This window comes from Pseudomonas azerbaijanoccidentalis, assembly GCF_019145495.1.
Classification (GTDB): Bacteria; Pseudomonadota; Gammaproteobacteria; order Pseudomonadales; family Pseudomonadaceae; genus Aquipseudomonas; species Aquipseudomonas azerbaijanoccidentalis.
The window spans coordinates 414,074-426,499 of sequence record NZ_JAHSTU010000002.1 but is presented as its reverse complement, the minus strand read 5'-3'; the positions used below and the strand labels follow the sequence as shown (position 1 = coordinate 426,499).

The window sequence follows — 12,426 nt, the reverse complement described above, 5'->3', positions numbered from 1 at the left end:
TGCAGCTTTAGTGTTGGAGGATCTTGTTGAGGAAGTGCTGAGTACGTTCGGCGCGGTGGCTGATGTCGCCGAAGAACTCTTCCTTCTTGCAGTCTTCGATAATCTTGCCAGCGTCCATGAAGATCACGCGGTCAGCCACTTTGCGGGCGAAGCCCATTTCGTGGGTCACGCACATCATGGTCATGCCTTCGTGGGCCAGTTGCACCATCACGTCCAGTACTTCGTTGACCATTTCCGGGTCGAGCGCGGAGGTCGGTTCGTCGAACAGCATGACGATCGGGTCCATCGCCAGCGCACGGGCGATCGCCACACGCTGCTGCTGACCACCGGACAATTGGCCCGGATGCTTGTGGGCGTGGGCCGAAAGACCAACACGTTCGAGCAGTTGCAGGCCTTTCTTGGTCGCTTCTTCCTTGCTGCGGCCCAACACCTTGATCTGCGCGATGGTCAGGTTTTCGGTGATGGTCAGGTGCGGAAACAGCTCGAAATGCTGGAACACCATGCCCACGCGCGAACGCAGTTTCGGCAGGTTGGTCTTCGGGTCGGCGATGGAGGTGCCGTCGACCACGATGTCGCCTTTCTGGAACGGCTCCAGGGCGTTGACGCATTTGATCAAAGTCGACTTGCCGGAACCGGATGGCCCGCACACCACGATCACTTCACCTTTTTTGACCTCGGTGCTGCAATCAGTCAGTACCTGGAAGTCCCCATACCACTTGTTGATGCTTTTGATAGAGATCATACGGCGAACCTTTTTTGCAGACGCTTGACCAGCAGCGAGGCGGCGAAGCTGATGATGAAGTACACGAGACCCGCGAAAATCAGGAACTCATTGGAGCGGCCAATGATGTCGCCACTGGCGCGCGAAGCATTGAGGAAGTCCACCAGGCCGACGGCGTAGACCAGCGAGGTGTCCTGAAACAGGATGATGCTCTGTTGCAGCAACAGCGGCGTCATCTTGCGGAACGCTTGCGGCAGGATGATCAGGCGCATCATCTGGCCGTAAGTCATGCCCAGCGCCTGGGCAGCGCCCATCTGACCCTTTGGAATCGACTGCACACCGGCACGGACGATTTCGCAGAAGTACGCCGCTTCGAACATCATGAAGGCCACGATGCAGGAGGCGAACGCGCCGATTGGCGTGTCTTCACCGGTGATCCAGCGCAGCACGAACGGCACCGCCAGGTAGAACCAGGTGATCACCAGCAGCAACGGGATCGAACGGAAGTAGTTAACGTAGGCGCCGGCCAGGTTCGACAGCAGTTTGTTGTGGGACAGACGGCACAGCGCCAGGATGGTACCGAGGATGATGCCGCCGATCACGCCCATAGCCATCAGCTTGAGGGTCATGACCATGCCGTTCCACAGCCCCGGCAGGGACGGGATGATGCCCGAGAAGTCGAATTCCATCATTTACCCCCTACGGAAATCAGGCCCGGTACGGAGACTTTCTTCTCGACCATACGCATCAGCAACATCAGGCTCATGTTCAGGGTGAAGTAGATCAATGTGGCCAGGGTGAAGGCTTCGAACAGGTTGGCGGAGAACTCGGCGGTCTGTTTGGTCTGCGCGAGCAACTCCATCAAACCGATCAGCGAGGCCACGGAGGTGTTCTTGAAGACGTTCAAGAATTCCGAGGTAAGCGGCGGAATAATGATCCGGTAGGCCTGGGGCAGCAGCACGTTCCAGTAGATTTGCGGCAGCTTGAAGCCCATGGCGCGGGCCGCGGATTCCTGGCCTTTTGGCAGGGCCTGGATACCGGTGCGCACCTGCTCGCAAACGCGGGCGGTGGTGAACAGGCCGAGGCACACAACCACGCTGAGGAAGGCCGAGGTGGTCGGGTTAAGGTCCTGCTTGTACCACTCTTGCAGGTCGGCCGGCAGCAGGTCGGGTACCAGGAAGTACCAGATGAACAGTTGCACCAGCAGCGGCACGTTACGGAAGAGTTCGACGTAGCAGGTGGCGATGCCCGATACGATGCGGTTCGGCACCGTACGCATGACGCCCAGGATCGAGCCCAGTGTCAGGGCGATGATCCAGGCCGCAATGGCGATACCGATGGTCCAGCCCAGACCTGCGATGTACCAGTCGAGATAGGTCTCGCTGCCCACGCCGGTGGACTTGAAGAACACGCCCCAGTCCCAGTTGTAATTCATTAGGGTCTCCCCTCAGATCAATCGATGTACAAGTGCCCGCTTGGGGGAAGCTCCGTTCCCACCCGATCTTGACGATCAGGCACACAGCATCGGCTCGACAGCGACCGGTGCGAGTGTTTCCAATAAATGCCAGCAGGGAGTGACAACCTCCTGAAGGGGCAAGGTCCCTTCAGGAGATAAGGTTAGTCAGAAATCAGGATTTCTTGTCGTCAGCCGCTTTATCAGTCGGGGTGGCGATCAATTCCTTGACCTTGTCGCTCATCGGGAACATCAGGTTCACGCCTTTAGGTGGGACAGGCTGGAGGAACCATTTGTCGTAAATCTTGTTGATTTCGCCCGAAGCGTAGGTTGCCTTGATGGCGTCATCCACAGCCTTTTTGAATGGCTCGTCACCTTTGCGAACCATGCAGCCATAGATTTCGAACGACTGTGGAGTACCCGTGACGGCCCAGTCAGCGGGCTTCTTCGCCTTGGCCATTTCACCGGCCAGCAATACGTCGTCCATCATGAAAGCTACAGCGCGGCCGCTTTCCAGCATCTGGAAGGACTCGCCGTGGTCCTTGGCGGAAATCACGTTCATGCCCATCTGCTTGTCGGCGTTCATTGCCTTGAGGATGCGCTCGGAGGTAGTGCCGGCGGTGGTCACAACGTTCTTGCCTTTGAGGTCGCCGAAATCTTTATAAGTCGAATCTTTCTTGGCCAGCAGGCGGGTGCCGACCTCGAAGATACCAACGGAGAAGTCAACCTGTTGCTGACGCTCGACGTTGTTGGTGGTGGAACCGCATTCCAGGTCGACGGTGCCGTTCTGTACCAGCGGGATACGGGTCTGCGAAGTCACCAGGTTGTACTTGACCTGGAGGTTCGGCATGTCGAGGTCTTTTTTGATGGCTTCAACGACTTTCAGCTGGATGTCGTGGGAGTAGCCGATCGGTTTGCCGGAAGCATCTGCAATGTAGGAAAACGGAATGGAAGCGTCGCGATGGCCCAGGGTGATGACACCGGACTCTTTGATCTTCTTCAGGGTGCCGGTGAGTTCGGCGGCGAAAACTGGCGTGCTGATCAGAGCGGCAGCAATGGCTGCGCCCAGGATATGGGGAACGATGCGCATCAAATTTTCCTCGACATTGTTTTTTTTATGGAGCCAGTTGTTCGGCCCTTTTTGTGCTGCAAATGCCAGAGCGCTACTGAGAGTGCGCGCAAAGGACATCCGTCGAAGAAGTGTAGAGCATGACTCGTGCCAGACCAGTGCCGATTGGTCAAAGTGTTGATTTATAAGGAAATTAAATTTTTATGGCGTGAATATTGAGGTTGGAAAATCCGGTTATCCGAACCGACCCATAGGTCGCGTTCGGAAAACCGAATGGTGGCAGGGTGCTACCTATTGATCACGGATATTTGCGCTTGTCCGGCGCTGGCGGGAAGTACTGGTACAACCAGGTTTCACTCAGCGTGCGGTCGTTGGTGCGGATGAACAGGCGCAGCTCCACGGGGGCGACGCTGTCATTGGTCGGGTACCAGTCGAACAGGATGCGGTAGCCCTTGATGTCATCGAGCTTGAGCACGCTGAAATCCTTCACCTCGCCGTTCGAGCACGTGACTACCGGCTCGATGCCCGTGCCTTCCGGCAAGCGGTCCAGGCCACCGCCGGTGAAGTCCACGGCAAAGCGCCGTGCCCAGACCGGTGGATAGTGTTCACCCGGTGCCCAGCCTTCAGTGAAACCGCCCATGCCAGAACGTGTCGCGTGGACTCGCGCCAGCGGTGTACCCACCGGAGGCAACGCGCTCCAGTAGAGTTTGTAGCCGTAGTTGAGCGAGTCGCCGGCAGCCACCGGTTTCTTCGGCGTCCAGAAGGCGACGATGTTGTCCATGGTTTCGCCGGTGGTAGGGATTTCCAGCAGATCGATCGAGCCTTCGCCCCACGACGTGGTCGGTTCGACCCACAGGCTCGGGCGGCGGCTGTACCAGTCGACGGTGTCCTGATAGCTGGCGAATTCGTGATCGGTCTGCACCAGGCCGAAACCTTTCGGGTCGGTATCGGCGAACGCATTGAATTGCAGGGTGGCCGGGTTGTTCAGCGGGCGGCAGATCCACTCGCCGTTGCCGCGCCACATCGCCAGGCGATCGGAGTCGTGGATTTGCGGGTGGATGGTGTCGCACATCCGGCGCTCATGGGTGCCGCAGCTGAACATGCTGGTCATCGGCGCGATGCCCAGTTGATCGATGGCGGTGCGTGCATTCACGTGGGCGTCGACTTCCATCACCACGCGCTCGGCCTGGCAGTCGATGTCGAAACGGTAGGCGCCGGTGGCGCTTGGCGAGTCGAGCAGGGCGTAGACCACGAAGCGGGTGCTGTCCTTGTTTGGCGTCTCGAACCAGAATTTGGTGAAGTCAGGGAATTCTTCACGCTTCTTGGCGTAGGTGTCGATCGCCAGACCCCGGGCCGACAGGCCGTACTGACCGGTTGCGTCCACCGCACGGAAGTAGCTGGCGCCGAGGAAGGACACCACGTCGTGCTTGTCCAGTTCCGGCGCCTTGAACAGTTTGAAGCCGGAGAAACCCAGGTCGCCCGTCAGTTGCTTGGTATCGACCGTGGTGTTTTCGTAGTTGAACAGCGACGGACGGAAATGCACTTCACGCGCCATGCGGGTTTTAGGATCGACGCTGTACATGCGCACCGGCTGCTTGAAGCCCATGCCGACATGGAAGAACTGCACGTCGAGCTGACCCTTGTTGTCTTTCCACAACGAATGCTCACCGTCATAGCGGATCGCATTGAAGTTTTGCGGAGTCATGGTTGCCAACGTCGGTGGCAGCACCTGTTTCGTGTCCTGATAGGGCTTGTTGGCCAACTGCTTGGCCTGCACTTTCAGCGCCTCGAAATCGAAGGCCTTGGCCTCACCGTCGGCGGTGCCAGGTGCAGCCCAGGCACGGGCGGCAAGCAGGCCGGTGGCGGACAAACCGGTGTAGGCCGCGATGGCCATGGAGGCTTTGAGCAAGTTCCTGCGATGCATAAATACAACCTGTCGTGAACAATCCCGCGCCGTTCCTGGCACGTGCTGGATCAGAAATATCGGTTCGGACATGCCTTCGGCCAAACGCAACGGACTTTTAAACAGATGCCCGATAGCTTAAACCGTTCGATTGCGGAGCAAAATTGATTGATGGCACCACGCTAGTTCGGCAATGAAACAAGACATGTCGGGAAACAATTCCGACAGCACCTTCTGATTTAAAGGGCATTTCTGCTTTTTTCGACTAATTACTCTAAAAACCGCTTTTCAGCGCCCGGAATATTTCTATTCTGTGTACATGACCGGTTTATGCCCTTCGGGCCGGTGCGATTCAGTTGGCACGAGGCGCTGCTGAAAAAGGATCAGGGCGATGCGGTATCTGAAGTTTTCTTTGACGTAGAGAAGGACATCGTCCATGTCGAAAGTACAAGGCATCACCGAAATGTTGGGACTTTTTCCATGCCTGGCCAGCGGCCGGCGAAGACGTCGTCTTAACAGTGAGGAAATGAAGTTGGTGGAACGCTATCGCGAGTTATCCGAGAGCGACCGGATCGCGATGAGGTATCTGGTGGATGCGATGAGGAGTGTTTCGCGGTTTTGAAGCAGGCGGGTATTCAGTCGCGGCAGCGTAGTCTCGGCTGAGTGCTTTCTACCAATCTTGCGAGCGCTCCATTCGCTGATGGAGCACTCGTAAAACTTGAATTTTTCCTTGTGAAAATCGGTAAGGAACAATGAAGGGATAACGATCAAGAACCCGCTCTCGTACATCCGGCATGACGGAAGGTCTGCCTGAGCCAGGAAACACTTCCAGTTGTTTGAAGGATTGCAAAATCGTCGAGATGATCTTCATGGCGGCGTCTGCGCCCGCGGTCTCTCGGTAGTGCTCATAAATATTGTCGAGGTCGCTTCCCGCTTTTTCAGTCAGTACTGCGTTCGGCGGCGCAGCAGTCGTAAAACCTGGGTGCAAGATTTAACTGAAACACCGCGTGGTCTGATGTCACGACTGCTGCGCAGCGGAACGCAGGCTGCGCCAGCTGCTACATTTCGCTGACTAAGGGTGGGGCTCCAAGACCCTACCGACCAACCTTCCAGGCATCCCCCGCAGGCGCCGTACCGTGGTCATACGGTTTGGCAATCCACATATAAAGCAGCCCCAGGCCAATCACGATGGCCGTGCTCAGCACCATGGCATAGTTGATGTACCACGCGGCATCCGGTGTACGCGGCCAGGCCATGTTGATGATGGCGCCGACGCCGTAGACCAGCGCGCCGAGGTTGACGGGCCAGCCCCAGGCGCCAAGGGTGAATTTGCCGCTCGGTTTCCAGCCTTTGAGACGTGCGTAGAGTGCGGCGAGGACGATCATCTGGAAGGCCAGGTAGATGCCGATGGCGGCGAAGCTGACGATGGTGGCCACGGCGTCTTGCAGGAAGAAGCCGAGGATGATGATCAGCGCCGGCAGGACGCCGGAGACGAATAGGGCAGCAACCGGGACTTGAGTTGTAGGAGAAATCTTTTTCAGCAGTCGGCTGCCGATGACCATTTCGTCGCGAGCGTAGGAATACAGCAGCCGACTCGCCGCCGCTTGCAGGCTGATGACGCAGGAGATGAAGGAAATCATCACCACGCCCATCACCATTTTCGAGCCGACCGGGCCGAAGGCATTGTTGAGAATGGTGCCGACCGGGTCCTTGTCGGTGCCATTGATCACCGCTTGCATGTCCGGCACGGCGAGGATCAGCGCGAGACAAGCGAACATCGCCGCGATGCCGCCGATGTAGATGGTCATGCGCATGGCAATCGGAATTTGCTTGCTCGGGTTCGGGGTTTCTTCGGCTACGTCACCGCAGGCCTCGAAACCGTAGTACAGGAACATCCCTGCCAGCGATGCGGTGAGGAAGGCCGGCAGGTACGAGCCGTTGACGCTGATGTCGAAGGTGTTGAACAACACGCTGATCGGTTGATGACGCTCGAAAACCAGCAGGTAAACGCCAACGATTACGGCACCGACCAGTTCGCAAAGGAAGCCGAACATGGCGATGCGCGCCAGCACTTTGGTGCCGCTGAGGTTAACCAGGGTGGCGAACAGCGTCAGCACCAGGGCGATGACGATGTTGGTGTTGTTGCTCGGTTCAAAACCGAGCATGGCGGCCAGGTACGGACCGGCGCCAACCGCAACGGCGGCGATGGTCACGCACAGGGCGATGGAGTAGATCCAGCCGACCATCCACGCCCAGCGTTTGCCCACCAAACGGCGAGCCCATGGGTACACGCCGCCAGAAATCGGGAACTGCGAGACCACTTCACCGAAGATCAGGCACACCAGCAACTGACCGCAACCGACCAGCAAATAAGCCCAGAACATCGGTGGGCCGCCAGCGGCGAGGCACAGGCCGAAGAGGGTATAAACCCCTACGACCGGAGACAGATAAGTGAAGCCCAGCGCGAAGTTTTCCCACAGGCTCATGCTGCGATTGAAGTTGGAGGTGTAACCCAGTTTGCGTAGTTGCTCGGCGTCGCTGTCGGCAACGGCTGCAGAGAGATCGGGTGATGCACTCATGTGTGTTTGCTCCGGAAAATCGGCAGATTTCGGATGTCCGAAACCGTGGCGGGGCTTTGGCAGCGCCGCCAGGATCGGTGGTTATTGTTATTTGAGTTGCGGTGAATCCTTGGTGTGTATCGCCGACATCATCCGTGTGTCTGCTGAAAAGATCGCAGCCTGCGGCAGCTCCTACAGGAAGTACGGCGCTCTTTGTAGGAGCTGCCGCAGGCTGCGATCTTTTTTGCGGTTAATGCTTGAACATCACATGCCGCACAACGGTGTAATCCTCCAGCCCATACATGGACATGTCCTTGCCATACCCGGACAATTTCTGACCACCGTGAGGCATTTCGCTAACGAGCATGAAGTGCGTGTTCACCCAGGTGCAGCCGTATTGCAAGCGCGCCGAAAGTCGATGGGCGCGGCCGACGTCGGCGGTCCACACCGAAGAGGCGAGCCCGTAGTCCGAATCGTTGGCCCAGCCCAGCACCTGCGCTTCATCGGTGAACTTGGTCACCGAGACCACTGGCCCGAACACCTCGCGGCGGACGATTTCGTCGTCCTGTTGTGCGTCGGCCAGCACCGTGGGTTCGAAGAAGAAACCATTGCCTTCAACCGCCTTACCGCCCGTGATCAGGCGAATGTGCGGCTGCGCCACGGCGCGCTCGACGAAACCGGCCACGCGGTCGCGGTGTTGCGCGGTGATCAGCGGGCCGAGCTCGGTGGCCGGATCATCCTGCAAGCCGTACTTGATGCTGCTGACCGCCGCGCCGAGCTTCTCGACGAACTTGTCGTAGATACCTTCCTGGGCGTAGATGCGGCAGGCAGCGGTGCAGTCTTGCCCGGCGTTGTAGAAACCGAAAGTGCGGATGCCTTCGACGGCGGCATCGATATCGGCGTCGTCGAAGATGATCACCGGGGCCTTGCCGCCGAGTTCCATGTGCATGCGTTTGACGGTGTCGGCGGTGCTGGAAATGATGTTCGAACCGGTGGCGATCGAACCGGTCAGCGACACCATGCGCACTTTCGGGTGAGTGACCAATGGGCTGCCGACCGTAGGGCCACGACCGAACACCAAATTGAGTACGCCAGCCGGGAAAATCTCCGACGCCAACTGCGCCAGGCGCAGGGCCGTCAACGGGGTTTGTTCTGACGGTTTGAGCACGACCGTGTTGCCGGCGGCGAGGGCCGGGGCGATTTTCCAGGCGACCATCATCAGCGGGTAGTTCCACGGTGCGATGGAAGCGATCACGCCCACCGGGTCGCGGCGGATCATCGAGGTGTGGCCCGGCAGGTATTCACCACCGGCCGAACCGCTCATGCAACGGCTGGCGCCGGCGAAGAAACGGAACACGTCGGCAATCGCCGGGATCTCGTCGTTCAGCGCGGCGCTGTAGGGTTTTCCGCAGTTGTCCGATTCGAGTTTGGCCAGCTCTTCGCCGTGAGCCTCGATGGCGTCGGCGAGCTTGAGCAGCAACAGCGAGCGATCTTTAGGCGGGGTTTGCGACCAGCCGTCGAACGCGGCATCGGCGGCGCGTACGGCAGCATCGACCTGGGCTTCGCTGGCTTCGTTGATTTCCACCAGCACGCGGCCCAGCGCCGGGTTGAATACGGGTTGGGCGGGGCCTTCGCCGTCGAGCAGTTGGCCGTTGATCAAGAGTTGGGTTTGCATGGCATGTGTCCCCTTGGAACTGTTGTTTTTTTCTCTGTGGAAACCGGTCCCTGTAGGAGCTGCCGAAGGCTGCGATCTTTTGATCTTTAACTTCAAAAAAACAAAATCAAAAGATCGCAGCCTTCGGCAGCTCCTACAGGGGTAATGAGGTGTCAGTTATTTCCCGCCGCTACCCGCCACGCTCTCACCACCCCGCGTCAGGTAATAGGCACCCAGAATCGGCAGCATGGTCACCATCATCACCAGCATCGCCACGACGTTGGTCACCGGTACATCCCGTGGGCGGCTGAGCTGGTTGAGCAGCCACAGCGGCAAGGTGCGTTCATGGCCGGCGGTGAAGGTGGTGACGATGATTTCATCGAACGACAGCGCGAACGCCAACATGCCGCCAGCCAGCAACGCCGAACCGAGATTCGGCAGGATGATGTAGCGGAACGTCTGCCAGCCGTCGGCGCCGAGGTCCATCGAAGCCTCGATCAAGCTGTGCGAGGTGCGGCGCAAGCGGGCGATGACGTTGTTGTAGACGATCACCACACAGAAGGTCGCGTGGCCGACGATGATGGTGAACATCCCCGGTTCGATGCCCAATGTCTTGAAGGTCGCCAGCAACGCGATCCCGGTGATGATCCCCGGCAGCGCGATGGGCAGGATCAACATCAGCGAGATGCCTTGCTTGCCGAAGAAGTCCCGGCGATACAACGCCGCCGACGCCAGCGTGCCGAGCACCATGGCGATCAGCGTGGCAATCGAGGCGATCTGCAACGACAGCTTGATCGCTTCCAATACGTCCGGCCGCGAGAACGCCACGCCGATCCACTTCAAGGTGAAACCCTTGGGCGGAAAGCTGAACGCCGCGTCTTCGGTGTTGAAGGCGTACAGGAAGATGATCAGGATCGGGAAATGCAGGAACACCAACCCGCCCCAGGCTGCGATTTTCAGACCCAGTGAAGCCTTTTCAGAGTGCATCGAAGGCCCCCAGTCGTTTGACGATGGACAGGTAGATGGCGATCAGCACGATCGGCACCAGCGTGAACGCGGCGGCCATTGGCATGTTGCCGATGGCGCCTTGCTGGGCGTACACCATGCTGCCGACGAAGTAACCCGGTGGGCCGACGAGTTGCGGCACGATGAAGTCGCCCAAGGTAAGCGAGAAAGTGAAGATCGACCCGGCGGCAATCCCCGGAATCGACAGCGGCAGAATCACTTGCATGAAGGTCTGGCGCGGCTTGGCACCGAGGTCGGCGGAAGCTTGCAGCAGCGACGGCGGCAAGCGCTCCAGCGAGGCCTGGATCGGCAGGATCATGAACGGCAGCCAGATGTAGACGAACACCATGAAACGCCCCAGGTGCGAGGTCGACAAGGTACTACCACCGACCCCCGGAATGCCCAGCACAAACTGCAAAACCGGCTCCAGCCCCAAGTGCTGAACGAACCACTGCGCCACGCCGCCCTTGGCCAGCAGCAGCGTCCAGGCGTAGGCCTTGACGATGTAACTGGCCCACATCGGCATCATCACCGCGATGTAGAAAAACGCCTTGGTCTTGCCGGTGGTGTAGCGCGCCATGTAGTAGGCAATCGGGAACGCGACGATGGCGCTGGCGATCGACACGACAATGGCCATGCTCAGGGTGCGCAGGATGATGTCGAAGTTAGATGGCTGGAACAGTGCGGCGAAGTTGGCCAGGGTCAGGTCCGGGGTGACCGTCATGGTGAAGTCGTCGAAGGTGTAGAAACCTTGCCACAACAACATCAGCAGTGAGCCCAGATAAATCGCGCCGAACCACAGCAGCGGCGGCACCAGCAGCATCGACAGGTACAGGTTCGGCCGGCGATACAACAGGTTGGAAAACCTGCGCAACGGCGAACCGCCCGATGAGGTTTGAGAAATGGCCAAGGTGTTCATGTCACACCCCACCGGCAACGGTGTCGTGCAACTGGACCATCGCTTCGCGTGCCCAGCGTGCGCTCAGGCGCTGTCCGGTCTGGTGTTGCGCGCTGCTGTCGATCCACTGATTGTTGGCCTGGCTGATGTTCAGGGTCTGGCCGTTTTCCAGCTTTAGTTCGTAGCGGGTGGCGCTGCCCTGATACTGGATGTCGTGCAGCAGACCGCTGACTTCGATCTCGTGGCTGGCCAGCGGACCTTCGGCGAAGCGTACGTGTTCCGGGCGAATCGAAAACGGCTGCGGGTTGCCGCTCAACTGCTTGGCCAGGTCACCGCGAATCACGTTGGATGTACCGACGAACTCAGCGACGAAGGTGGTCGCCGGTTTCATGTACAGGTTGCGCGGGGTGTCGACCTGTTCGATGCGCCCCTTGTTGAACACGGCCACGCGGTCGGACATCGACAACGCTTCGGTCTGGTCATGGGTGACGAAGATGAAGGTGATGCCGAGCTGGCGTTGCAGCTTCTTCAATTCACTCTGCATTTGCTCACGCAGTTTCAAATCCAGCGCGCCGAGTGGTTCGTCGAGCAGCAGTACGCGAGGACGGTTGACCAGCGCGCGGGCCAGGGCCACCCGCTGGCGCTGACCACCGGAGAGTTGCACCGGCTTGCGCTCGCCGTAGCCGCCGAGGGCGACCATGTCGAGCGCTTCTGCGGCGCGCTTGAGGCGTTCGGCCTTGGCGACACCTTTGACTTTCAAGCCGTAGGCGATGTTGTCGCGAACGTTCATGTGCGGGAACAGCGCGTAATCCTGGAACACGGTGTTCACGTCACGCTGGTACGGCGGCAGGCCTGCGGCCTCTTCGCCATGAATACGGATGGAGCCTGCACTCGGCTGTTCGAAACCGGCGATCAGGCGCAAACAGGTGGTTTTGCCCGAGCCGGAAGGCCCCAGCATGGAGAAAAACTCGCCGTCCTGGATGTCGATGGAAACCCGGTCTACGGCTTTCACTTCGCCGAATAGACGGGAAACGTTAGTGAACTGGACTGCAAGCGTCATGATGCGGTGCTCCAAAAAGGCGAGGGCCGTCGCAGCGGCCCTGCCTGGACTTCTGAAAAATCTGAAACTGAATCGTCTGTTAAAAGATCGCAGCCTGCGGCAGCT

At 58.9% G+C, this 12,426-nt stretch carries 12 protein-coding genes; 1 reads left to right on the top strand and 11 read right to left on the bottom strand.

The window, feature by feature from the left end; translation table 11 throughout:
* Positions 1 to 7 precede the first annotated feature (7 nt).
* The 5 genes from KVG88_RS08525 to KVG88_RS08505 all read right to left on the bottom strand — a co-directional run bounded on the left by KVG88_RS08525 (position 8) and on the right by KVG88_RS08505 (position 5,167).
* Positions 8 to 742, bottom strand: coding sequence for an amino acid ABC transporter ATP-binding protein (locus KVG88_RS08525; protein WP_007975082.1), 735 nt, complete (start codon positions 740 to 742; stop codon positions 8 to 10).
* Positions 739 to 1,410: an amino acid ABC transporter permease gene (locus KVG88_RS08520; protein ID WP_150702014.1), complete on the bottom strand. Its 672-nt coding sequence runs from the start codon at positions 1,408 to 1,410 to the stop codon at positions 739 to 741. The genes KVG88_RS08525 and KVG88_RS08520 overlap by 4 nt, the downstream gene beginning before the upstream one ends.
* A complete protein-coding gene (locus KVG88_RS08515; RefSeq protein WP_150702015.1) occupies positions 1,410 to 2,156 on the bottom strand; it encodes an amino acid ABC transporter permease in 747 nt (248 codons plus the stop codon). The genes KVG88_RS08520 and KVG88_RS08515 overlap by 1 nt, the downstream gene beginning before the upstream one ends.
* 193 nt (positions 2,157 to 2,349) lie before the next feature.
* Entirely contained in the window at positions 2,350 to 3,264 is a 915-nt protein-coding gene (locus tag KVG88_RS08510; RefSeq protein ID WP_150702016.1) for a glutamate/aspartate ABC transporter substrate-binding protein, read from the bottom strand.
* Between the two features lie 277 nt (positions 3,265 to 3,541).
* Entirely contained in the window at positions 3,542 to 5,167 is a 1,626-nt protein-coding gene (locus tag KVG88_RS08505) for a glucan biosynthesis protein D (RefSeq protein WP_150702017.1), read from the bottom strand.
* Positions 5,168 to 5,582: 415 nt separating this feature from the next.
* Here KVG88_RS08505 and KVG88_RS08500 point away from each other — a divergent pair, with 415 nt between their 5' ends.
* Positions 5,583 to 5,768, top strand: a complete 186-nt coding sequence (locus KVG88_RS08500) for a hypothetical protein (RefSeq protein ID WP_150702018.1) — start codon at positions 5,583 to 5,585, stop codon at positions 5,766 to 5,768.
* A gap of 48 nt (positions 5,769 to 5,816) precedes the next feature.
* On the opposite strand, the gene KVG88_RS08495 is transcribed toward KVG88_RS08500, so the two are convergent.
* The 6 genes from KVG88_RS08495 to KVG88_RS08470 form a co-directional block, all read right to left on the bottom strand.
* Complete coding sequence (locus KVG88_RS08495; protein ID WP_367616831.1) at positions 5,817 to 6,134, bottom strand: type II toxin-antitoxin system RelE/ParE family toxin; 318 nt, start codon at positions 6,132 to 6,134, stop codon at positions 5,817 to 5,819.
* A gap of 106 nt (positions 6,135 to 6,240) precedes the next feature.
* A complete protein-coding gene (locus KVG88_RS08490) occupies positions 6,241 to 7,725 on the bottom strand; it encodes an APC family permease (RefSeq protein ID WP_217871076.1) in 1,485 nt (494 codons plus the stop codon).
* A 229-nt stretch (positions 7,726 to 7,954) separates the two neighbouring features.
* Positions 7,955 to 9,379: a gamma-aminobutyraldehyde dehydrogenase gene (locus KVG88_RS08485; RefSeq protein ID WP_217871075.1), complete on the bottom strand. Its 1,425-nt coding sequence runs from the start codon at positions 9,377 to 9,379 to the stop codon at positions 7,955 to 7,957.
* 156 nt (positions 9,380 to 9,535) lie between these two features.
* Positions 9,536 to 10,345 (bottom strand): ABC transporter permease, encoded by an 810-nt coding sequence (locus tag KVG88_RS08480; RefSeq protein ID WP_150702022.1) that lies wholly within the window; start codon positions 10,343 to 10,345, stop codon positions 9,536 to 9,538.
* Positions 10,335 to 11,282, bottom strand: a complete 948-nt coding sequence (locus KVG88_RS08475; RefSeq protein ID WP_217871074.1) for an ABC transporter permease — start codon at positions 11,280 to 11,282, stop codon at positions 10,335 to 10,337. The genes KVG88_RS08480 and KVG88_RS08475 overlap by 11 nt, the downstream gene beginning before the upstream one ends.
* A 1-nt stretch (position 11,283) precedes the next feature.
* Positions 11,284 to 12,321: an ABC transporter ATP-binding protein gene (locus KVG88_RS08470; RefSeq protein WP_217871073.1), complete on the bottom strand. Its 1,038-nt coding sequence runs from the start codon at positions 12,319 to 12,321 to the stop codon at positions 11,284 to 11,286.
* Positions 12,322 to 12,426 lie beyond the last annotated feature (105 nt).